This window comes from Paenibacillus sp. HJGM_3, from assembly GCF_045062745.1.
GTDB lineage: Bacteria > Bacillota > Bacilli > Paenibacillales > NBRC-103111 > Paenibacillus_AA.
This window is the reverse complement of sequence record NZ_JBJGED010000003.1, coordinates 103,317-124,060: the sequence shown is the minus strand read 5'-3', so window position 1 is coordinate 124,060 and position 20,744 is coordinate 103,317. Positions and strand designations below refer to the sequence as shown.

Sequence of the window (20,744 nt, the reverse complement as noted above, 5' to 3'; positions counted from 1 at the left end):
GTGGAGTTGAACCTTTCATGTCCTGTTCGAAAAGAGGAGCAAAAAGCTGTAGCGGAGGCGCAGGCCTCCACTACAGCTCGCGCTTCAGCCGCCAGTAGGACTTCCAAGCGCGATAACCCAGCTTGCCGTAGAAATCCAAATAGGGCGTCGTGTCGATGACGATGCGGTCGATGCCCCGCTCCCGCAACACCGCAGCGGCGGCCTGGACTATGGAAAGCCCGTACCCGCAGCCGCGGAACCGCTCGTCAATGCCGAGCGGCCCGATGCCCCCCAGCTCCTCCGCGAAGAGCGGCGCCCAATAAATATTCTGGGCAAGCAGCGGAGACTGGGCGTCATTGAGGCGGCAGAAGCCAATGATCTCGCCATTGTCCCGCTGCAGCACGACGAATTCCCGTCCCGTGCCGCCTCGCTCCCAATATTGCCTTGCCTGGTACTCCCACCGGCCGGGGAAGCAACGCGCCATGAAGGCGAGCAGCTCCTCGCGGTCGTCGGGCCGGGCTAGGCGAAACGTCACACCGTCAGCGCGGGGCATCTCCACGACATCTGCCTCGCCGTATTCGTGCAGGAGATCGTAGGTCAACTCGGATCCGGCATACCCCCTACGCTCGAACCAGCGTACGGATTCCGGATTCTCGGCAGGAATTCCGGGGAACAGCCTCCAATGGAAGTCGTTGCCCAACACCACGGAGCGTACCCCCGCATCACGAAAGGCCGATTCCGCCCGCGCGAGCAGCTGTCCGCCGATCCCTTGCCCGCGCGCATCGCGATCCACAACAAGGGCTTGGAGCCACCCGGTATCGCCATCGAACGACATGCCGGATTCGGCATCCCGCCATACCTTGGCTGTGATAAAGCCGAGCAGGCGGTCAGTCGCCGGATCAACGGCCATCCAGGATCCAGCCTCGAGCAGGTTCCGGTCGTCGAACACATTTTGCCGCAGCAGCCGTTCCCGCATCGGATATGCCTCCACCCATTCCCGATTCCATAGGGCGACCATCTCCATAATCCGAGCTTCGTTCAATGGCTTGAATTCCATCTTTCCCACGTCTCTCCCCCCGAGTTACCATGTTTGTCTATTAGTGTACTCCGCAGAGGCCGATCCGCCTATGATCGGATTTTTAACTTTTTTGCAATTGTTTCACTTCCAACCTTACCCCAGTTCCTTATAGTACAAAATCGTCGCATCCAGTTCGCCGCTCGCCGATCTGGCGTAACCGGGAATGCGGCCGGCCTCAATGTAGCCCATGGAAGAATACAACCGATTCGAAGGATCTCCCTCTCGAGTGTCAAGCACGAGCAAGGACCGCCCCTCCTGCCGGGCCCGGTCTTCCGCCTCCTGCATGAGCTGTCGGCCGATCCCACGTCTCCGATAATCCGGGCTCGTCATCAGCTTGGCGATCTCGGCCCGGTGAAGGCCGTTCGCCTTGCCGCACAAATGCAGCTGAACGCTGCCGACAATCCGGTCGTCGATCCGCGCGACCCACAAGATTACATCGGTCGCCAGCACTTGCTGCCAATACCGGACCGCCATCGACTCCCCGAGCGGCGGGAGGAAGCCGATCGAGGCGCCATCCTCCACCACTTGGACGAGCAGATTCGCAAGCTCTGCCTGAATCCCCTCTATCGAGACCACTTGTTCGATTATGACGTCTTGACTCATACGGTCCCCTCCTTGTAATCCATCTCCTGCAGCGGCTCCATGGAAAAGCCGCTCGGATCCGAGCGGCCTCTTGTTGAGTTATCGTGTTGTGTGGTACCTACCGCGAATCTCTTCTTATCAAGCCGTGCTCTGCAAGTTCTTTCTCTGCATCTTGATATAAATGGTCGGTTACCCAAGAATTTAAGCTCTTATCTGAAACCTTCGCAGCGAGTGAGATCATACGATGTTGCTCAGGTGTTAATCTTACCACAAATTTACCGGAGAACGGTTTCTCGGGTTCTTCTCCCTCTGAAGCACAAAAGTCCAAGTAATCATCGACAGATTCTCTAAATGCTTTCAGTAGATCGCTAACATTGTCTGCCTGGAAAGTAATGACGTCTTTAATATTGATTACTTCACCATGGAGTATCTCTGCCTCATCATCATACTCAACACGTCCGATATATCCCTTGTACTCCATCATGGCGTTACACCTGCTTCCGCTAAAAATCTTCTAACCGACTTCAAAGCACCTTTATCCGTTACTCGTTCGGGGTGGGGACGATGAAACACAGCTCTAGTATCACCACCTGATACTATCATACGGCCTACTAAGTACTTTTTCCACTGCTGGATCACCATATAACAAAGGGGGCTTTACCCAGGCCACGATTTCCTCAACTCTGCTTCAATTCCATATAAAACGCCTGAATAAACTTTCTCACGTTCACTTTGCTGCTCGTTCCTTCCGTATCGTGCTCGAGCTCGCGCATCCGGGTCCGCACTTCCTGAAATTCGAACAAGCGGGAGGCGTAATGCTCGAAGATCGGATTCGCGTAATCGGTCAGCCCGAGCGAGGACAGATGGGTCAACGTCTGCAGCACCATCCGCCGCATGCGCTGCTCCAAGGCGCGGACTTCCTTCTCCGCCGGCTCCCCGGGGCCGCCAAGGCGAAGCGCTTCCGCATACAATTCCTTCAAGGGAGGCAAATCCCGAAGCGGCCCGTTGCGTCGTTCTTGCTCGTCCAACCACCGGATGATGTTCATCAAATCCCCCGCCCCGGCTTCCCCGGCGATCCCGAGCTGCAGCATCATCGAGCCGGCTTTGTCCTCCAAGGACGGCTTCGGCGGAACCTGCGGGTGCATCGTCTCGACTTCGCCCCCCAACGCTCGCAGCGAATGGCGAATCGAATCGACGGAACGGACCAGGTTGAGATGATGGCCGACGCGTTTCAGTACCGCGAGCACTTCATGCCGGTTGATCGGTTTCCGGATAAACGTGTCGACCCCTTCTTTATACGCTTCGCCGACCAGCTCCTTGTGCTCGACCTGCGAGATCATAACGAACGTACCCGTATAGCCTTCCTTGCGCAGCGCCTTGATCGTCTCGATGCCGTCCCGGCCGGGCATGAGGAGATCCATCAGCACCACGTCCGATTCCACCAACTGTCCGGCGGTGACGCCCGATCCGTCCACCGCTTCGCCCACGACTTCGCCAAGCCCGCTCTCCACGATCAGGCGCTCCAGCATCTTGCGTACAGCCGCATCGTCGTCAATCAGAAACAGCTTCATGCTCGTCATTGTCCCCCTTCCGCATCAATTGTCCGATCGGGATGCGCAGTTCGAACCGCGCTCCGGCTTCCGAGCCGGGCAGCAGCGTGAGCGTGCCGCCCATCGCTTGGGCGATATCCCGCGCATGCGTCAGCCCAATCCCGGTAGAGAAATAGCCGTCCGCACTGAACTTCGTCGAATAGCCGGGTACGAATACCATATCCCGCTCCATCTCGGAGATGCCGGGCCCGTCGTCGCTCACCCGCAGCACGAGCCCATCCTCCGCCAGCTCGGCTTCCAGCAGGATCGCGCCTCGTCCCGCAATCGCTTCCACGGCGTTGGCCATCAGATTGTTCAAGATGGACAACAGCGCGTAAGTCTGATTCGTGAACAGGTGAACGTCCGCCTCCAGCCGGAAGACGATCCGTCTGCCGCGGGCTTCGGCGTACGTTTCGTTCGCCTGGACCGCCAATCGGCACAGCTCGGCGATCCCTAGCTTCTCCCCAGCTTGGGTAGGCTTCATTAGCTTCGACAGCCCGGCTACGATACGCTGCAAATCTTTCTTGAGCTCATGCACGTTCTCGGCGACGTGAAGCGCCTCCCGGTGCTCCGGTAGCTTATGATCGATCAGCTTCTGGTACAGCCGATAACTCTCGCGCGTCAGCTTCTCCACATGGTCCATCAATTTTCGCATATAGAACGATTCTTCGTACAAGCTGGAGTTGAGCAGGACGAGCTTTTCCAACTCCTGCTTCCTCCATTCCCCGAGCTCCCGCACTTGACGAATGGAGAGCATGTTGTACAGCCCGACGACGAAAAAGCTGCGCAGCAGGCCGGTGATCGCGATCAGAAGCAGGGCTTTCCATGAGAAGGGGGCCGACGCGACGAGCAGCAAACGAACGCCCAGCTCCGCTACGTTGGATAAAGTATCGGCGGCTCCTCCGATCAAGCCGACCCGGATCGGGAACTCGGCCTGTTTGCGCAGGCGCAGCACCTTCACGGATACGGCGAACACCAAATAGAAAATAAACGTCGGCAGGTGATGCACGAAGCTGGACACTAGCCCGTGATCCCCGGTCACCACATCCATCCCGGTGCGGAACAAGACGACGAAAGCGCCCGTAAGCAGACCTGTCGACAAGATCGGGACGGAGAACCAGAGCAGCCCGAAAAAATAGGCAACGATGCCGAGTGAAAAACGGAACGAGTCTCCGAACGGATTTAGTTTCACTTCCCCGAGCAGCGCGGTGCTCACCAGAAGAACGATCAATATACGGTTTCGGTCCGACATGGCGATTTGGGTAACCTCCTGCGGCTGAACCTGAAATATTTTCCCACATCAACGTCATAATATCTAGATTGCCCAAAACAGCCCCACTCAAAAGTGGAGCTGCTTGTTCGTAGCAAGACTATGATAGGGAAGCGTCAAACATACTTGCTTTCCAGCTTCCTGGACAATATCGACAACGCGTAGTTGACGACGAAATACATGAGGGCAGCCATGATGTACGACGGAATGACGTAGTTCACGTTGCGCCCGTTGATGATCTGCACATGGTTCATCAGCTCAGGAAGCGCGATTACGACCGCAAGCGACGTATCCTTCAACAGCGAAATAAACTGGGAGACGATCGGCGGTACCATGCGGCGCAGCCCTTGAGGCAAAATGATGTAGCGCATCGTTTGAGCCGCCGACAAGCCGGACGAACGGGCCGCCTCGATTTGCCCTCGATCGATGGAAGCGAGGCCACTTCGCACGATCTCTGCCAGCATCGCCGATTCGAAGATGACGAGCGCCACGATCGCCGCGCTCATCTTGCTCATCTTGATCCCGACTTCCGGCAGCGCGAAATACGTGAAGAAAATGATCAGCAAGAGCGGCAAATTGCGGATCGTCTCCACAAGTACAGCCATCAACCAGGATAGCACGGGAATTCGCCAATAACGCACAATGCCGATCAGCGTCCCGATGATGAAGCTAAGCACAATCGAGATGAACGCGACCTCGAGCGTCAGCCAAAACCCTTGCAGCAAAAAGCTCAGATGAGACGGAGCATAGGCGCCTAAAAAATCCATCGGGTTCCCCTCCTCATCGTACTCCAGCTAACCGGCGCTCCAAATAACGGATGCCGAAGCTGAGCGGAATGGTTAATACTAAGTAAAACATCGCAACAAAAATATAGACGTCGAACGTAACAAAGGTGGAGGCGGAAATCAAATCGCCGTAATACATCAGATCGAGTCCGGCTATGACGCCAAGTACGGATGAATTTTTGATCAAATTCAACAGCTGGTTGCCGAGCGGCGGAATGACGAGCTTGACCGCCTGCGGCAAGATGATGTACCGCATCGTCTGCACGTACGTGAAGCCGGAAGAGCGGCCCGCCTCCATTTGCCCGCGCGGCACGGACTGGATGCCCGCGCGAATCGCTTCGGCGATGAAGGCGGACGTATAGATCATTAACCCGATCGTGCCCGCGATAAACGGCTCCAGCCGGATGCCGAGCACCGGAAGTCCGATAAACATGAAAAATACGATAATAAGAATCGGAATATTGCGGAAAAATTCTACATAGACGGCTCCGATGGCGTTCAGCACCTTAATGGGAGCGATGCGCAAAACGGCGAACACCGTGCCGATGATGAGGCTGCCGATCAGGGCCAGCAAGCTGGCTTTGATGGTATTCCCGAAACCGGCTAAATATTGATCGATATGCTCCGTCAATATAGTAAAATCCAACATACCGGCCCTCCTTTCTTTACCTCACAAAGTGATGTGAGAAGAAACAGACAGGATGGGCAGCCCGCCCACCCCGTCGGAATTGCATTATTTTTTCGGCTTCTCGCCGATCCATTTTTCGTACAGCTTGTCGTACTCGCCGTTGTCTTTCATTTCCTTGATGACGGAGTTGACCAGCTTCACCAGTTCGTCCTCGTTCTTGCGCATGCCGATGCCGTACGGCTCCTCGGTGAACGTCTCCTGGACGACTCGGTAATTCGGATCCTGCTTCGCCATCCCGTAAAGCAGCGCGTTATCTGTCGTCAGCGCGTCGCCTTGGCCGGATTTCAGCGCGGTGAATGCCTCGGCGTAGTTCTCGAACTCCATCACTTGAGCGCCGGGCGCTTTCTCCCGAATGTTCGTAGCCGATGTCGAGCCTTTAGCGGTTACGACCTTTGCCCCTTTAGGCAGATCGGCAAGTCCGTTGATTTTGCTGTCCTTCTTCACGAGCAGCGATTGACCGGCCATGAAGTAGACGTCGGAGAAGTCGATTTCCTTTTTGCGGTCTTCGGTAATGGTCATCGTGGCGACGATCATGTCGATTTCGCCGTTTTTGAGCATCGGAATCCGCGTCTTGGACGTCACTTCCTTCAGCTCGATCTTATTCTCGTCGCCGAGAATTTTTTTGGCGATCGCTTTGGCGAGATCGATGTCGAATCCTTCCACCTTGCCGGAAGCCGGATCTTTCAGGCCGAACAGGTTCAAATCGTACTTCACGCCGACCAGCAGTTTACCTCGTGCTTTGATTTGCTCGACCGGACCGGCCGCAGGCTTCGAGCTCGAGCCTTGGGTCGAATCATTCCCGGATGTGGCCCCGCCCCCGCAAGCGGTGAGCGATACGGCCATTACGGCCGTCAAGGTGATACCCGTCAATTTTTTCCACACTTTCATTTTCCATCTCTCCTTATTCGAAATGATTAGTGGTTCAAGACGCGGCTAAGAAACAAACGCGCCCGCTCTTCCTTCGGATCGGCGAAGAATTCCGCCGGGGCGGCTTCTTCCACGATTCTCCCTTGATCCATAAATACGACCCGGTCGGCCACTTCCCGGGCGAACCCCATCTCGTGGGTCACGACGACCATCGTCATCCCCTCGCGGGCAAGCGTTTTCATCACATCGAGCACTTCTCCGATCGTCTCCGGATCGAGCGCCGACGTCGGCTCGTCGAAGAGCATGATCTTCGGCTTCATCGCCAGCCCTCTCGCGATCGCTACCCGCTGCTGCTGACCACCGGACAATTGGGACGGATAAGCGTCCGCCTTGCCGGAGATGCCCACTTTCTCGAGATAGAACATCGCCGTTTCGCGTGCTTCGGCTGCGGGTACGTTCGCCGCCTTCATCGGGGCGAGCATAATATTGTTCAGAACTGTCATATGGGGATACAGATTAAAGTGCTGGAACACCATGCCGATGTCCCGGCGTAGGGAGTTGATGTCCGTTTTGCGGTCGTTCACGCGAATGCCGTCCACGATCAGTTCTCCGTCCGTAATCGCTTCCAACCGGTTGATGCAGCGGACGAGCGTGCTCTTCCCCGAACCCGAAGGCCCGATCACGACGACGACTTCGCCGGACTTCACGGACAAATTGATGTCTTTAAGGACGTGAAATTGCCCGTAATGCTTATTCACCTGGTGAAACCGTATCATGCGATCCCCCTCCGTCTCCAAATTGATAAGGCTTACATGCATGTTAAATGCCGCCCAACCGAATCCGACCGGAAACGACACAAATTTGTGGATCATTTGTAAATAGACCAAGCAGGAAAGCAGGAGAACCTCATTGACAAACTCGCCGACGGCATTATAAAGTATTAGTGAACTAGTTCAATAGTGCACTGGTTCTTTCAGGCAAGGAGGGTGGAACGTGCAGCTGAATTTTAACAGCCCCAAACCCATTTATTTGCAGATGGTCGATGAAGTCAAGAAGGCTCTGGTCCGGGGAGAGCTCTCGCCCGGTGACAAAATCCCCTCTCACAAGGAACAGGCCCAGCTGTCCAAAGTAAATCCCAACACCGTACAGCGCGCCTACCAGGAGATGGAGCGGGAGGGGTTGACCGAGACGCTCAGGGGACAGGGTACGTTCATCCGGAATGATCCGGAGCTGCTGCGGCAGATTCGTTCGGAGATGGCGCAAGCGGCCGTACAGCAATTCCTCGAGGAGATGTCCGGACTCGGCATAGAGCCTGGGGAAGTGGAGCGCCTGCTGCACAAGGAGTTGTACAAGGAACCCAAGGAGGGATAACCGGTGCCGATGGCAAACGATCCGATCATGATTGAACTCGAAGGAATCCATAAACGGTATTTGTTGAAGCATGCCGTAAACGGCATCGACCTTCAGATCCGCAAAGGCAGCATTGTCGGCTTGCTGGGCCCGAACGGCAGCGGGAAGTCGACGCTGCTCAAAATGCTGGCGGGTCTGATCTACCCCACCTCAGGCAGCATCCGCGTGAACGGAAGAGAGCCTGACGTGCGCAACAAAACACAAATCGCCTACTTGCCGGAGATCGACCATCTATACGGCTGGATGACGGTGAAGGAGACGCTGCGGTTCATCTCCGGCTTCTACGGCGACTGGCAGGCGCGCAAAGCCGCCGAATTGCTCGAGACCATGGAACTGGAGGAGAAGATGAAGGTGCGCAATCTCTCCAAGGGCCAGCGAGCCCGCCTGAAATTGATCGCCGCCCTGTCCCGGGACGTTCCGCTCGTTTTGCTGGATGAGCCGTTCTCGGGGATCGATCCGTCTTCGCGGGCGAAGATCATTCGTTCGATCATCCAGCAATTCCAGTCGGATGAGCAGACGATTGTGCTCTCTACCCATTCCCTGAACGAGTCGGAGCCGATGTTCGACGACGTGATCTTCTTGCAGAACGGCCGGGTCAAGCTCTACGATACCGCGGAGAATCTGCGCTCTGATTTTGGCTGCTCGCTTGAGAACATCTGGGAGAAGGTGTACGCATAGATGTCGTTTCGTAACTTATTTCGCAAAGAATGGAGAAGTATTTTCCCGCTGTTCGCCGCTTACTCCGCGTTGGTCGTGCTGCTGTATCTGATTCTTCTATTCAAACGATCCGGCATGGACAATGACGTGATGTTTATCCTGGCCGTTTTCCTGCCCTTCCTGTTCATCTCTGTCATCGCGATCGGCATTGGCTATTACCAGCTGCATACGGAGTGGAGGACGAACTCGATCTACCTGCTCTTATCCTTGCCGGTGCGAGGCTGGAAGGTGCTGACGGCCAAGCTCGCCGCGGTCATCGCTTTGTTGCTCCTTCAGCTCGTCTGGATCGGCGCCAGCTTCGCCCTCATCCTGCTGCGAGTCCATTGGGACGAATTCAGCGGGAACGGGGAGCTGTCGCTCACCACGCTTCTCAATGTTGCGTTCAACAGCTTTTGGATGTACGTGCTGGTCGTGCTGTTCTTGCTGGCGGTGCTCCAGTTTGCGTATCTGAGCGGACAACTCGTCGCCAAGTTCAAGTGGCTGGTCGTCATGGGCGCTTTCGTCGGCGCGTTGTGGCTCGTGATGCGGATCAGTCCGCCGCTCTCCGGCTTGCTGAGCTGGACGCCCGAGATTCTCTACGGCGGGAAGGACACCGATGTTATGTATTTGCATTCCGGCCCGTTCATCCTCCTCCTGCTGCTTACCATCGGCCTGATCGCGCTGAACGGATACATTTTCGAGAAAGAAGTGGAGGTGTGAAGATGACGTTCCGTAAGAAAAGAATGGCTCTTCTCGCCTCGATCGCGATTCTGGTCCTTGTTGCGGTCCTCGATGTGTGGATCACCAAGGATGCCCTCTTCGAAAAATTCGGACGGCAATTCATCAACGAAGCCAAGACAGAAGCGTACTGGCAAGCGAAAAGAGGAGCGGAAGCGACGGCCGAGCGGCAGCTGGACATCGATTCGCAAGGGATCCGGGAAGTCCTGCTCGCCGGGGAAAGAAGCCATATGACCGTGAAGCGCGCTCCAGGCCGGACGATTCAGCTGCGCTATACCGTAACCGCAAACGCGGCGGAATCGGATGCGGCGGAGCGCAAACGGGATGCCGTCCTCATCGAGAAGGACATCCGCGAGGGGCGCTTATCGCTCGCAGCCACCGCGGAAGGCCGGCCTGTCGATCCCGATTCGGTCTCGATCGATTATGAGCTGCTCCTGCCCGATGCGCTCAAGCTGCGAATCGAGAGCAAATCCGGATCGATCCGCATCCAGGGCGTAGTGGCGGATATGGATGCCGCATCCGAGAACGGGAGCCTGGAGATCGTCGACGTCGCCGGGGCCGTATCCGTGAGAACCTCGTACGGCAGCTTGTATATGGCGAATATTAAGGGCAGCGTCAGCCTGGAGAACCTGTCCAGCGAAGCGATTGCGGAAGGGATCCAGGGAGCGTTCGGGTTCGAGAGCCGATCGGGACGCAACGACATTGCCGGAGTTACGGGTACGGTGTCCGGCAGCGCGGAGAAGGGTTCCGTGCGCTTGAATGAGATCGCAGGGCCCGTGGAGATGCACGGACGCGCGGCCAAGCTTCAATTAAGCGAGATCCGCAATCAGATCCGGGTGATGTCGGAACTCGGCGACCTCAAGCTTGTCCTGCCGGAAGCCGTAGGCTACGCGGTGGATGCGAAGGTGAGGTCCGGCCGTATCCGCACGCATCTCCCCTTCCCGGTCGAACCGAGGCCGGATGAGGGTGGCGGCTCCCAGCTGAAGGGGGTCGTCGGGACCGGAACCTGGAAAGTTGACGTTGAGGCGCATTCAGCCGACATCCAGATCCACACTCAGTGAGCCAGTATTCATCCATTTCAAAGGAGGGCCGGCCATGAGCCAGGAACCTATCGTCCGTCTTCGCAACGTAACCAAGCGGATCGGGCGCAAGACGATCATCGACAATTTGACGTTCGACGTCCCCCGAGGAGAAATCTTCGGGTTTCTCGGACCGAACGGAGCGGGCAAAACGACTACGATCCGCATGATGGTCGGGTTGATGTCCATAACCCAGGGAGAGATTTTGATCCACAACACGAGCATCAAGCAGCACTTCGAGCATGCGATCCGCCATGTCGGCGCCATCGTGGAGAACCCGGAGATGTATAAGTTTCTAAGCGGGTATCACAACTTGGTGCATTACGCCCGGATGGTGCCGGGAGTGACGAAAGCGCGGATCGATGAAGTCGTGAAGCTGGTCAAGCTGGAAAACCGAATCCACGACAAGGTGAGGAAATATTCCCTTGGCATGCGCCAGCGGCTAGGGGTCGCTCAGGCACTCTTGCATCGGCCGTCGCTTCTGATCCTGGACGAACCGACGAACGGCCTGGATCCGGCAGGCATCCGCGAGCTGCGGGATTATCTGCGGTACTTGACCCGGACGGAAGGGATCACGGTCATCGTATCCAGCCATCTGCTGTCCGAGATGGAGCTCATGTGCGACCGTGTGGCCATTCTCCAGCATGGGAAGCTGGTCGACGTGAAGCGGATCGAGGAGTTCATCGGGTCGGACGAAGGAGCGCAGACGTTCCTGATCGAAGCGCTCCCCGTCGAGCGGGCACTCTCCGAATTGATGCGGATGGACGAGATCCATGGTGTGAAGGCTGTACCGGAAGGGTTGGAGATCGTCACCGAACGCGATCGTATTCCTTCGATCCTCGCCCGCCTCATGAGGAGCGAGATCGAGATTTATGGCGTCCGCGCAGTGCGTCAATCGTTGGAGGACCGATTCTTGGCTATGACGGGAGGGGAGCAAGTTGGGTAGCTTAATTCTGAACGAGAACATGAAGCTTTACCGCCATTGGAGGACTTGGGTATTGATCGCCATGATGCTCGGGGCCGTCCTCATCGGCAGCATCCTGGACTGGTATTACGACAGCAACGCTCCGGCCGACGCCTGGCGGGACGAGATCGTCGAGGACAATCAGCGCTTCACCGCTATGTTGAACGATCCCAAGACGGGACCGGAGAACAAGGCGTTCGCACAGGAGCGGCTCGCGATCAATGAATACCGGCTGGCCCACGACATTCAGCCCACAACGAGCACTATATGGTCCGGCATTAACGGCTGCGCGGAGCTGTTCATTCTGATCACGCTGTTCACGGTGATCGTGGCGGGGGACAGCCTGGCGAGCGAATTCACGACCGGGACGATCAAACTCCTGCTGATCCGGCCGGCGAGCCGGCTGAAGATCCTCGTCTCCAAATACGTGTCCATGTTGATGTTCGGCGTTCTGCTGCTGGTCATTCTTTTCCTGGCCTCGGTGCTGGTGAACGGATTGCTCTACAAGTTCCAGCTGATGGACCTGCCGCTTGTGGACGTGGATGCCGCAGGCCAGGTCGTCGAGAAGAACATGGTGGCCAACTTATGGCAAACGTATTTGCTGAACGGCGTCTCGACCATTATTTTCGTCACGATGGCCTTCATGATCTCGTCCGCCTTCCGCAGCAGCACGATGGCCATCGGGTTCTCCATCTTCGCGTTGTTCGCAGGCACCATCTTAACGGAACTCTTGCAGCGGTACAACTGGAGCAAATACCTGGTATTCCCGAATCTCGACTTGTCCCAGTATCTCTCCGGCCGGCCCTACCAGGAAGGGATGACGCTCTCCTTCTCCGTGACGATGCTGGCGATTTATTTCGTCGTGTTCAATCTGATCGCTTGGCAGGTGTTCACCCGAAGAGACGTAGCGGCTTAAGCGAGCGGCGTACTGCGTGGAATCGTATCCCATCCCGAGACTCTGATCTTGGGGTGGGATTTTTTGTGCACCTTAAAAGTCGCCCAGCCGTTCCTCGTCCGCCAAGTTCTGCAAGTCATACGCCGAGATGACGAAGATGGGGTACTCCCTCCGCTCGGCCATCTGTTCGGCCTGGCGCTTGATGAACCGCGGCGAGCCCGCCATCTCCTCGTCGTAGAGCAGCAGCAGGGCGTCGGAATTGCGCAGCAGGAACTTGTCCTTCTCCACGAACTGCCAAGTCCCTTCGTACTTCGTCTTCGTGACGCTGCCTACGTAGTCCGCTTGCTGGACCACGCGGCTGTAGATCCCCCGCTTCTCCTCGCTCCACTTCTCGTCCTGCTCCAGGAAGGGCGTGATGACGGCCAGCCGGAGCTGAGGGTAATTCGGCTTCAGCGCGAGTGCCGCTTCAGCGGCCCAGAGCTCGACGCCCCATTGGCCGCTCACGATGACCCATTCCAGCCCTTCCTCCAGCAAGGCGATCAACTGCTTCGTAATCGCCTTCTTAATAATGGCGACACCGGGATGCTTCAGCGAGAAAATGCCCAGCTCCGTGGCCCGGTAACCGGTGACCAATACGCGGTTCAACATACAGCCCCACTACTTTCCTATTCAATACAGCCGCTTCGTGTAGCTCTCCTGCAGCTGCGCTTCGATCTCCGAGACACTCGCCCCGCCGGCATACGCCGCGAGCATCTCCGCGGCAGACGGAAGCTCCTCCGCCGGCAGCCACGTGGAAGGCTGCCACAGGCCGGACCGTTTGAACGCTTTGGCGCAATGCACGAACACTTCCTCGACTTCGACACCTATACCCATCACCGGAACCCGGCCGTTCACCGCGGTCAGCTCCAGGAGCTGAGGGTCGCGCGTAATGCAGGCGGTCCCGTTCACCCGAAGCGTCTCTTCCATCCCAGGGATGAGGAAGATGAGGCCGATGCCGGAATTCGTCAGCAGATTGCGGATCGAATCCAGCCTGCGATTGCCGGGCCGCTCTGGGAGGAAGAGATGCCGGTCGTCCAGGATGTGCACGAACCCGGGCGCGTCTCCCCGCGGCGATACGTCGCAGCGGCCTTGCGCATCGGCCGTGGCGATAAGCGCAAACGGCGAGCGGGCGATGTACGAGCGGCTGCGCGCATCGAGCGACGGCCGTACTTTGCGCATCGCGAGCGGACTCGGAGTCCCGATCACGGAGCGAAACTGCTCCAGCTCTTCGAGCGTAGTGATCCGATCGGCGAAGACGTCGTCGTTCAGCATCATCGGAACCCTCCCTTAAGCCATTGTCGCCAGCATTTCAAGCGTAACCTGATAGCGCAGCGGCTCGCCCTTCAAGTACCGTTCGAATTCCTCCGCGGCGAACGCCCCCATCCGGGCTACTTCATCGTTCATACTCCCGGCGATATGCGGGGTGAGGATGACGTTCTCGAGGGGTAGGAACTCGCTGTCCGCCTCCACCGGCTCGGGGAACGTCACGTCGAGCAAGGCCACCCGCCCCGGCTCGTCCTTCAGCGCCTGGATCAGATCGGCTTCGACGACCTGTGCGCCTCGCCCCGTATTGATGAATGTGGCGTAGGGCTTCATGCGATCGAAATGCTCCTTGTGCAGGATCCCCTGCGTCTCCGGCAAGTTGGCCAGGTGGTTGGAGATCGTATCGCAGGTGGAGAAGATATCGAGCAGATCGCTCTTCTCTACGCCCAGCTCAGCGGCCTTCGCATCCGGAAGGAAGGGGTCGAACACTTTGACCCGGATGTTGTACGCCTTCAGCATCTCGATCACTTTTTTCCCGATCATGCCCGCGCCGAGCAGACCTACGGTCAAGCCGTAATTGCCCCGGTAATGGCTTCTCGATGCGATCGCCTGCTTATGTCCGTTTTTCTTGTACTGCCGGCCGGTTTCGAAAAAGCCTTTATTGGCCAGCACGATCGTCGCGACGGTGAACTCCGCCACCGGGATCGCATTCGCCGCCCAGGAGCTGACGACGATAATGTCCCGCGCGAGGAACGGCCGGGCGAAGTACTGGACCGAGCCCGCCCCGTACAGCACGATTTTCAGATTCGGAAAATAGCGCTGCAGCTCCTCCTCCGTGAACTTGGAGATGCCCCAAGTACTAAAGGCGACCTCTACATCCTGCAACCCGTCCCGGTGCTGCTCGACATTGGCATGGTTGATATGCGTCGGATAAAAGTCGACCCACTGCTCCAGCCGATTGCGCGTCGATGTATCGAACACTTCGAAAATTTTGCTTTTCTCCAATTCCGCCAAATACACGGCTTTCTTCTTCATAGGTCAACCCGCCTCCCACTTTCTTAACTTGATCGCTTTCGCTTTGTCATCCTCTGATTGTACCACGGCCCACGGGGAATGCTAATCCTCAATTTTGCCAACGGGCACCGTCGTAATTAAACCAAAGCTGGTGTAAGTGCCCCGAAGATGGCGCAATGTGTCAAAAAAAGCCAGCTCGCGTTGACTTCTCGATAGCGAAAGGCTTCTCTCAGGTGAGTACTTGCTTGATTATTTTATTCCGAAAATGCGAAGGACTGACTCCAGTAGTATTCTTGAACACTTTCCCGAAATAATGGGTGTTACAGAAGCCGATTTTCTCCGAAATTTCCGTGATCGAAAACTCGTTTTCAATCATCATCTTTTTGGCCATATTGATCCGCGTCAAGTTGATGTAATCGGGTACGGTCATTCCGGTCCATTTTTTGAAGGTGCGGCTGAAATGATAGGGACTCATATTCACTAATTGGCATAAATCTGCCAAATAAATAGATTTGGCGTAATGTTCTTCAATATAGTCCAGAACGGGCCGGAGGGAAGCAAAATTATGGATGGCTGCAGAACTGCTTCGGCTCCTCTCGGTATAATTCTGCTTATCGAAGTAGCGGATAACGGCGGTCATAATCCGATAAATGTAGGATTTGATTGCCAACTCGTAACAAACATCCCGAAGATCGTTTTCCTCGTAAGAAGCTTGAATACAAGCATTCAACTCCCCCCACAGGGAATGTTCGGGAGAAAACAGCCATTGGCGTTGTTTAATGTTAATGAACATAGTATAGATTTGCTTCGTTTCAAACCCTTCCAAGAAGTTTGTAATGAAAAATTTATCGAAAATGATGCCTATGATTCTAGCGTCTCCTGTTCTTGGTTTAACCGAATGAATTTGTCCACTGTTTACATAAATAATATCACCCGTTTGAGCCGAAAAAGTCTGATTGTCCAATGTAACAAGAATTTGTCCCCCGATCACTTTGATAAATTCAAGATGGTCATGCCAATGAGGGCGAACCATGTACCCATTAATGACTTTTGAAACGTTGCTTGTTCGAAATGGGAAGCGCTTGCCGACAGAGGGATCGATGCGTTGTCCTGGATCTGCCATTCCCCGTCCTCCTACTTTTATTCCTTGAATGTAGTATACCACCGGCAAATGGGGTGAATGTAGCAAGATTTTATCAAAATAGAGCAATAACCTGTATAGAAACAAACAACTAGGCATAGTAGCATGAAGAAGCGAATGAAAGCGCTTCTAACAGACCAGGCAAAGGATTACAACCATTCGATGTCCTAAGGAGGGGAATGATGTTGAATCGTGTAATGAAAGTATTTCTAATTGGTTTGCTGACAGCCGCAGGCTTAAGTTTTTTAAGTGCGCGCGATGACCTATCTCGCCGTGAATCATGGGACAAAAGCACTCGGTACTTATGTCAATGATGATTATCCGGCCGGATTTCTGCTCAAGCGAGACGCCCCCCAAATATGGGCGCAGTATAAAATTCTCAATCAAGAACTGGAATCGTTGAAGGATGCCATTGCAGCCGCCCCGGCAGCTCAAACCATTTCGTCTTCTTCGCCGGTTCTGGATATAAAAATACGCGAGTATAATGGAACCCGCTACTTGTTCGCGGTGAACACAACGCGGGACAACATTACAGCCACGTTCTCCGAAGCCGGTATGACAGGCAAAACATCTGTCGAAGTCATCTATGAATACAGATCGAAGTCAATTGGCGGCGGAAGCTTCAGCGACACATTTTCACCTTATATGGTTCACATTATAAGCTGCAATAAATTCGGAAGGGAAGATTCACAACATGACTGAAATGAGTACTCGAACGAAATTAGGCATCGGAATTTTGGGGACGGGAAGCCGCGGAGTTTACTTCGCAGGACATTACTTCAGCAAGCATCCGGACTGTAAGCTTTCAGGTCTTTGCGATCTGCGTCCGGAAAGTTTGGAATTTGCCCGCAAAGAGCTGGGAGCTTTGCCGGCCACTACGTCCATCGATGAGTTTTTACAAAATCCCGATATGGATGCCGTGGTGATTTGCACGAATGATCATGCCCATGCGGAGAACGCCATTGCTGCGCTTAAGGCCGGCAAGCATGTTTATCTGGAGAAACCGATGGCCCAGACGATCGAAGATTGCGACCGGATCATCGAAGCCGCGGCTCAATCGGGTCGTGTGTTTATGGTGGGGCTGGAGCTGCGATATTGCTCCCTGATGGTGGATATGAAGCGGATCATCGCTTCGGGAGAAATCGGGGAGATCAAGATCGGAACCGTAACCGACAACGTTTCCGTCGGAGGCCATTATTATTACCACGGTGCGAGACGGCGCAAGGACTACGTGAAAAGCCTCATTCTCGAAAAAGGTACGCATTCGCTGGACTTAGCCAATTGGCTGGTGGATGCATCGCCCATAAAGGTATACTGCAGCGGCGGGATAGACGTATTCGGCGGCAGCGCCCCGAATGATAAACGTTGCCGCGACTGCAGCGATGCCGACTCCTGCGAATATTACTTGGATACCAAAATTGGTTATGCGATGGATTACGGAGATGTCAAGCTTAATACGGACTTATGTGTGTACGCCGAAGAGTGCGATGTTCATGACAACGCGCTAGTTCTTATCGATTACGATAACGGCGCCCGAATCTCTTATATGGAGTGCCACTTTACGCCGGAGTATACGCGTGAGTTCATGTTTGTGGGCACCAAGGGGAAGATATGGGGATTTTACAACAATGAGCAAGATTTTAAAATTCGAGTATTGAAGCGGTTTACGGGGGAAGAGCAAGTCTACTACCCGGAGAAACGGACAGGCGGGCATGGAGGAGGCGATACGGGGATCGTGAACGAGTTCGTCGATTTGGTGAGAAAAGGCGAACCCGTCTTCAAAGGGATTAAAGGTGCGCGAGACAGTGCAGCAATAGCCATTGCCGCGAGTGAATCGTCTGAAACCGGATTCCCCGTATCTATTCGCCCGAATAAGATGGCAGACATGATTTGCTCATAGGCTTGAAGATTAGTGATTGGAATCCGGAGGGGTCAAATGAACAAACTCGAACAGGCAGTGTGGATATGGGATGAACGCCTTAGGGAGGAGATCAATCAGTATGTAGAGTTCCGGCATGAGTTCCTTCTGCCGGAAGATCCGTCTTCCGCGCAATTGTATATATCCGTGGATTCGGAATATGCGGTCTGGATCAACGGACAATTTGCAGATACCGGACAATATGATGATTTCCCGGAGAATAAAGCTTATGATTGTTTGCCGGTCGGGCATCTGCTCCAACAGGGGAATAATGTGATATGCATCTTGGCTTATTATCAGGGTCAGAACAGTTTTCAATATATACAAGGTTGTCCGGGATTAATCTATGCTTTAGAGACAGACTCCCTAACCGTAACAAGCGGGTGCGATACTTATTTCCGCCAGTCCCCGTCTTACAGATGCGGTCCGGCCCCTGTAATAACCAGCCAACTGGGGTTTACCTTTGAATACGACGCCAGCAAATGCGATCCGTGGCTGACCCTGGACTATCGTATGGATGAAAACTGGAGTCGGTTCGAACCGGCTTCGGGTTATGCCGGATTAAATCCCCGTCTGTATTTCAGACCGGTCCGTAAGCAGAATATTCTAAAGCGGTGCAGGGCCAAACTGGTAAGCCAAGGTCTGTTTATCCGGCAAGAAGAGCCGAATGCGATCGTATCGGAGCTCATGCAGCATGATTATTTATCTTATCGGTTGCCGGAGTATCTGATGGAAACGACCAGCCATTTAGTTCTGCCTTCCACGGACGGTTTTTCAATCCGCTCCTCATTATTTCGCGAAAACGGCGGAGTATATCTTCTTCTCGACCTCGGCCGAGAGGAATGTGGAATATTGGATCTGGAGATGGAAGCAGAGAACGGGGCCCTTGTCGATATCGCATACGGAGAACACCTCGACGATCTGCGTGTCCGCGCCGAAGCGCGGGGCAAAAACTTCGCAACCCGATACAGATGCTGCGAAGGGCGTCAAACGTTTACTCATTATTTGAAAAGGTGGGCCGGGCGCTATCTTCAATTGCACATTAGCGGTGACGCTGAAAAATTCGTGCTCCATTATGCCGGGTTAAGGCCGGTTGAATACCCGGTTGAAGCCATAGGCGAATTCCACTGCCCGGATCATCTTCATCGACAAATTGAACAAGTAGCTGTCCGCACCCTTCATTTATGCATGCACGAGCATTACGAAGACACTCCGTGGCGTGAACAGGCCTTGTACGCCATGGACGCCCGGAATCAAGCCCTGTGCGGATACTACTGCTTCGGCGAGTACGATTTTCCTGGAGCTTCTTTCAGGCTTCTCGGAGAGGGACTGAAGGAAGACGGGTTTCTGGAAATCTGTGCGCCCGCGGAGAATCCACTGACCATTCCTTCGTTCAGCTTTCTATGGGTTGTTGAACTGGACGAGCATTTGCTTTACAGCGGCAATATCGAACAGGCCCAAGCAAGTTGGCCCTCCGTTGGGCGGATGATGGATACTCATATCGCCAAAATGCAGGACGATTTGTTGGCGACACCCGTGAAATCCCGGTACTGGAATTTTTATGATTGGGCGCCCGGAATGCACAACTGGAATGCCGCTACGCCGGGCTACGACGCGCCGCTCAATTTGTTTTTCGTGATGGCGTTGGAAGCTGCCGCGAGGCTTGCCCAATATGGCGGCAAGCAAGAAGACGCCCAGCGCTGTTCCTCTATCGCAGCAAAAGTCAAGAAAGCGATCCATGAACGATTCTGGAACCCGACGGAATCGGCTTACCGTACCTATCGGCGGGAAGTCGTTGAAGAAGAGCATTATGCGGAATTGACACAGGCATTGGCCTTGTGTACGAAAGTTTGCCCTGATCCGCTGGCAGGACAAGTGAGAGAACGGCTCTCAAAACGGGATAACGGATTCGTACCGGTCTCGCTCAGCTATTCCCTCTTCAAGTTCAAAGCGCTGCTTGATGAGCCCGAGTTATATGGTAAATTGGTGTTTGATTCCATTGCGAATGATTGGGGATCTATGCTTTTTAGAGGGGCAACAAGCTTTTGGGAAACGATTGAAGGCGCCGATGCCTTCGGGAGGGCAGGAAGTCTATGTCACGGTTGGTCTGCGATTCCCGTTTATTTTTATTACGCTTATATATTGGGGGTTAAGCCTGTCGAACCGGGGTTTAAGGTGTTCAGCGCAGATCCTGTCCGATCGGTCTTTCACAATGCCTCTGGAGTCATACCGACGCCTTACGGGAACATACGAGTGGCTTGGGAAGAAACATCGGACGGACTCAAATGGGACATCAACCACCCTGAAGGCACCCAGCAAGCGAAAAAGTAGGAGTTAGGAAAAACTGGAGGATTTAAATTGAAAAGAACTTTGATTTTAACGGCGGCTTCTCTGATCGCGATCTCAATTACGGCTTGCAGTACAGGTGACAAAGGAAGCCCCTCTTCCTCCCCGGCAACTTCAACAACGACTCCAAAGGCGCCAAAAGAAATGAAGCTGAAGCATCAAAACCGAGATCGCAGAGGCGCCTTGGGGTGATTTCGCGACCAAAATCACTACAGAAATCGCGGGCGGCACCGCCCCTGATATTTGGTTCCAAGAATAATGCGGATTTAAACCCTCTTGATCGGGTTGGCGGTTCCGCGACGAACTGAAGCTATTTTGGTCGAATCTCGAACAAACGGAGCCCGCAACCCGCGCGACTCCGTTTTATGTTGTTGGCTAATATCAGCCTTATGTGCGTTCACAC

22 protein-coding genes are annotated in these 20,744 nt (G+C 54.7%); 9 read left to right on the top strand and 13 right to left on the bottom strand.

What is annotated here, in order from left to right; translation table 11 throughout:
• Nucleotides 1–70: 70 nt before the first annotated feature.
• The 9 genes from ACI5FR_RS04720 to ACI5FR_RS04680 form a co-directional block, all read right to left on the bottom strand.
• The gene (locus tag ACI5FR_RS04720) at nucleotides 71–1,036 is read right to left on the bottom strand and encodes a GNAT family N-acetyltransferase (protein ID WP_405450978.1); all 966 of its coding nucleotides are present in this window, start codon (nucleotides 1,034–1,036) and stop codon (nucleotides 71–73) included.
• A gap of 114 nt (nucleotides 1,037–1,150) precedes the next feature.
• Nucleotides 1,151–1,660: a GNAT family N-acetyltransferase gene (locus tag ACI5FR_RS04715; RefSeq protein ID WP_405450975.1), complete on the bottom strand. Its 510-nt coding sequence runs from the start codon at nucleotides 1,658–1,660 to the stop codon at nucleotides 1,151–1,153.
• Nucleotides 1,661–1,757: 97 nt separating this feature from the next.
• Complete coding sequence (locus ACI5FR_RS04710) at nucleotides 1,758–2,123, bottom strand: type II toxin-antitoxin system HicB family antitoxin (RefSeq protein ID WP_405450972.1); 366 nt, start codon at nucleotides 2,121–2,123, stop codon at nucleotides 1,758–1,760.
• 193 nt (nucleotides 2,124–2,316) lie between these two features.
• A complete protein-coding gene (locus ACI5FR_RS04705; protein WP_405450969.1) occupies nucleotides 2,317–3,210 on the bottom strand; it encodes a response regulator in 894 nt (297 codons plus the stop codon).
• On the bottom strand, nucleotides 3,191–4,480 hold the full coding sequence (locus tag ACI5FR_RS04700) for a sensor histidine kinase (RefSeq protein ID WP_405450966.1): 1,290 nt from the start codon (nucleotides 4,478–4,480) through the stop codon (nucleotides 3,191–3,193). The genes ACI5FR_RS04705 and ACI5FR_RS04700 overlap by 20 nt, the downstream gene beginning before the upstream one ends.
• Nucleotides 4,481–4,614: 134 nt before the next feature.
• Entirely contained in the window at nucleotides 4,615–5,265 is a 651-nt protein-coding gene (locus tag ACI5FR_RS04695) for an amino acid ABC transporter permease (RefSeq protein WP_405450964.1), read from the bottom strand.
• A 13-nt stretch (nucleotides 5,266–5,278) separates the two neighbouring features.
• Nucleotides 5,279–5,932: an amino acid ABC transporter permease gene (locus tag ACI5FR_RS04690; RefSeq protein ID WP_405450961.1), complete on the bottom strand. Its 654-nt coding sequence runs from the start codon at nucleotides 5,930–5,932 to the stop codon at nucleotides 5,279–5,281.
• Between the two features lie 84 nt (nucleotides 5,933–6,016).
• A complete protein-coding gene (locus tag ACI5FR_RS04685) occupies nucleotides 6,017–6,859 on the bottom strand; it encodes a glutamate ABC transporter substrate-binding protein (RefSeq protein ID WP_405450958.1) in 843 nt (280 codons plus the stop codon).
• 26 nt (nucleotides 6,860–6,885) lie between these two features.
• Complete coding sequence (locus ACI5FR_RS04680; protein WP_405450956.1) at nucleotides 6,886–7,614, bottom strand: amino acid ABC transporter ATP-binding protein; 729 nt, start codon at nucleotides 7,612–7,614, stop codon at nucleotides 6,886–6,888.
• A gap of 217 nt (nucleotides 7,615–7,831) precedes the next feature.
• On the opposite strand from ACI5FR_RS04680, the gene ACI5FR_RS04675 reads away from it, so the two are divergent.
• From ACI5FR_RS04675 to ACI5FR_RS04650, 6 genes are read left to right on the top strand one after another with little or no spacing between them, the layout of a single operon-like run.
• Nucleotides 7,832–8,209 carry a GntR family transcriptional regulator gene (locus ACI5FR_RS04675; RefSeq protein ID WP_405450953.1) on the top strand — a complete coding sequence of 126 codons (378 nt, stop codon included), beginning with the start codon at nucleotides 7,832–7,834 and terminating at the stop codon, nucleotides 8,207–8,209.
• A gap of 9 nt (nucleotides 8,210–8,218) precedes the next feature.
• The gene (locus tag ACI5FR_RS04670; protein ID WP_405451489.1) at nucleotides 8,219–8,926 is read left to right on the top strand and encodes an ABC transporter ATP-binding protein; all 708 of its coding nucleotides are present in this window, start codon (nucleotides 8,219–8,221) and stop codon (nucleotides 8,924–8,926) included.
• Nucleotides 8,927–9,664, top strand: a complete 738-nt coding sequence (locus ACI5FR_RS04665) for a hypothetical protein (protein WP_405450951.1) — start codon at nucleotides 8,927–8,929, stop codon at nucleotides 9,662–9,664. It abuts the gene before it with no gap.
• A 2-nt stretch (nucleotides 9,665–9,666) separates the two neighbouring features.
• Entirely contained in the window at nucleotides 9,667–10,743 is a 1,077-nt protein-coding gene (locus ACI5FR_RS04660; RefSeq protein WP_405450948.1) for a DUF4097 family beta strand repeat-containing protein, read from the top strand.
• Between the two features lie 34 nt (nucleotides 10,744–10,777).
• On the top strand, nucleotides 10,778–11,707 hold the full coding sequence (locus ACI5FR_RS04655) for an ABC transporter ATP-binding protein (RefSeq protein WP_405450945.1): 930 nt from the start codon (nucleotides 10,778–10,780) through the stop codon (nucleotides 11,705–11,707).
• Complete coding sequence (locus ACI5FR_RS04650) at nucleotides 11,700–12,641, top strand: ABC transporter permease (RefSeq protein WP_405450942.1); 942 nt, start codon at nucleotides 11,700–11,702, stop codon at nucleotides 12,639–12,641. The genes ACI5FR_RS04655 and ACI5FR_RS04650 overlap by 8 nt, the downstream gene beginning before the upstream one ends.
• Before the next feature lie 72 nt (nucleotides 12,642–12,713).
• Here ACI5FR_RS04650 and ACI5FR_RS04645 read toward each other — a convergent pair whose 3' ends face one another.
• From ACI5FR_RS04645 to ACI5FR_RS04630, 4 genes are all read right to left on the bottom strand, one after another.
• Nucleotides 12,714–13,268, bottom strand: coding sequence for an SLOG family protein (locus ACI5FR_RS04645; RefSeq protein ID WP_405450939.1), 555 nt, complete (start codon nucleotides 13,266–13,268; stop codon nucleotides 12,714–12,716).
• Between the two features lie 21 nt (nucleotides 13,269–13,289).
• Complete coding sequence (locus ACI5FR_RS04640) at nucleotides 13,290–13,931, bottom strand: pyridoxamine 5'-phosphate oxidase family protein (RefSeq protein ID WP_405451486.1); 642 nt, start codon at nucleotides 13,929–13,931, stop codon at nucleotides 13,290–13,292.
• A 15-nt stretch (nucleotides 13,932–13,946) separates the two neighbouring features.
• Nucleotides 13,947–14,957, bottom strand: a complete 1,011-nt coding sequence (locus ACI5FR_RS04635) for a hydroxyacid dehydrogenase (RefSeq protein WP_405450936.1) — start codon at nucleotides 14,955–14,957, stop codon at nucleotides 13,947–13,949.
• A gap of 208 nt (nucleotides 14,958–15,165) precedes the next feature.
• Nucleotides 15,166–16,059: an AraC family transcriptional regulator gene (locus ACI5FR_RS04630; protein ID WP_405450933.1), complete on the bottom strand. Its 894-nt coding sequence runs from the start codon at nucleotides 16,057–16,059 to the stop codon at nucleotides 15,166–15,168.
• A gap of 276 nt (nucleotides 16,060–16,335) precedes the next feature.
• Here ACI5FR_RS04630 and ACI5FR_RS04625 point away from each other — a divergent pair, with 276 nt between their 5' ends.
• The 3 genes from ACI5FR_RS04625 to ACI5FR_RS04615 are packed head-to-tail and all read left to right on the top strand — an operon-like array spanning nucleotide 16,336 to nucleotide 20,326.
• Nucleotides 16,336–16,779, top strand: coding sequence for a hypothetical protein (locus tag ACI5FR_RS04625; protein WP_405450930.1), 444 nt, complete (start codon nucleotides 16,336–16,338; stop codon nucleotides 16,777–16,779).
• Nucleotides 16,772–17,977 (top strand): Gfo/Idh/MocA family protein, encoded by a 1,206-nt coding sequence (locus tag ACI5FR_RS04620; RefSeq protein ID WP_405450927.1) that lies wholly within the window; start codon nucleotides 16,772–16,774, stop codon nucleotides 17,975–17,977. The genes ACI5FR_RS04625 and ACI5FR_RS04620 overlap by 8 nt, the downstream gene beginning before the upstream one ends.
• Nucleotides 17,978–18,013: 36 nt before the next feature.
• Nucleotides 18,014–20,326, top strand: a complete 2,313-nt coding sequence (locus ACI5FR_RS04615; RefSeq protein ID WP_405450924.1) for a family 78 glycoside hydrolase catalytic domain — start codon at nucleotides 18,014–18,016, stop codon at nucleotides 20,324–20,326.
• Nucleotides 20,327–20,744: the final 418 nt, after the last annotated feature.

What these genes read in the sequence shown, in the direction of transcription:
- ACI5FR_RS04720 (WP_405450978.1), bottom strand. Translation starts at nt 1,036, where the DNA reads ATGGAATTCAAGCCATTGAACGAAGCTCGGATTATGGAGATGGTCGCC.
- ACI5FR_RS04715 (WP_405450975.1), bottom strand. Translation starts at nt 1,660, where the DNA reads ATGAGTCAAGACGTCATAATCGAACAAGTGGTCTCGATAGAGGGGATT.
- ACI5FR_RS04710 (WP_405450972.1), bottom strand. Translation starts at nt 2,123, where the DNA reads ATGATGGAGTACAAGGGATATATCGGACGTGTTGAGTATGATGATGAG.
- ACI5FR_RS04705 (WP_405450969.1), bottom strand. Translation starts at nt 3,210, where the DNA reads ATGAAGCTGTTTCTGATTGACGACGATGCGGCTGTACGCAAGATGCTG.
- ACI5FR_RS04700 (WP_405450966.1), bottom strand. Translation starts at nt 4,480, where the DNA reads ATGTCGGACCGAAACCGTATATTGATCGTTCTTCTGGTGAGCACCGCG.
- ACI5FR_RS04695 (WP_405450964.1), bottom strand. Translation starts at nt 5,265, where the DNA reads ATGGATTTTTTAGGCGCCTATGCTCCGTCTCATCTGAGCTTTTTGCTG.
- ACI5FR_RS04690 (WP_405450961.1), bottom strand. Translation starts at nt 5,932, where the DNA reads ATGTTGGATTTTACTATATTGACGGAGCATATCGATCAATATTTAGCC.
- ACI5FR_RS04685 (WP_405450958.1), bottom strand. Translation starts at nt 6,859, where the DNA reads ATGAAAGTGTGGAAAAAATTGACGGGTATCACCTTGACGGCCGTAATG.
- ACI5FR_RS04680 (WP_405450956.1), bottom strand. Translation starts at nt 7,614, where the DNA reads ATGATACGGTTTCACCAGGTGAATAAGCATTACGGGCAATTTCACGTC.
- ACI5FR_RS04670 (WP_405451489.1), top strand. Translation starts at nt 8,219, where the DNA reads ATGGCAAACGATCCGATCATGATTGAACTCGAAGGAATCCATAAACGG.
- ACI5FR_RS04665 (WP_405450951.1), top strand. Translation starts at nt 8,927, where the DNA reads ATGTCGTTTCGTAACTTATTTCGCAAAGAATGGAGAAGTATTTTCCCG.
- ACI5FR_RS04660 (WP_405450948.1), top strand. Translation starts at nt 9,667, where the DNA reads ATGACGTTCCGTAAGAAAAGAATGGCTCTTCTCGCCTCGATCGCGATT.
- ACI5FR_RS04655 (WP_405450945.1), top strand. Translation starts at nt 10,778, where the DNA reads ATGAGCCAGGAACCTATCGTCCGTCTTCGCAACGTAACCAAGCGGATC.
- ACI5FR_RS04645 (WP_405450939.1), bottom strand. Translation starts at nt 13,268, where the DNA reads ATGTTGAACCGCGTATTGGTCACCGGTTACCGGGCCACGGAGCTGGGC.
- ACI5FR_RS04640 (WP_405451486.1), bottom strand. Translation starts at nt 13,931, where the DNA reads ATGCTGAACGACGACGTCTTCGCCGATCGGATCACTACGCTCGAAGAG.
- ACI5FR_RS04635 (WP_405450936.1), bottom strand. Translation starts at nt 14,957, where the DNA reads ATGAAGAAGAAAGCCGTGTATTTGGCGGAATTGGAGAAAAGCAAAATT.
- ACI5FR_RS04630 (WP_405450933.1), bottom strand. Translation starts at nt 16,059, where the DNA reads ATGGCAGATCCAGGACAACGCATCGATCCCTCTGTCGGCAAGCGCTTC.
- ACI5FR_RS04625 (WP_405450930.1), top strand. Translation starts at nt 16,336, where the DNA reads ATGACCTATCTCGCCGTGAATCATGGGACAAAAGCACTCGGTACTTAT.
- ACI5FR_RS04620 (WP_405450927.1), top strand. Translation starts at nt 16,772, where the DNA reads ATGACTGAAATGAGTACTCGAACGAAATTAGGCATCGGAATTTTGGGG.
- ACI5FR_RS04615 (WP_405450924.1), top strand. Translation starts at nt 18,014, where the DNA reads ATGAACAAACTCGAACAGGCAGTGTGGATATGGGATGAACGCCTTAGG.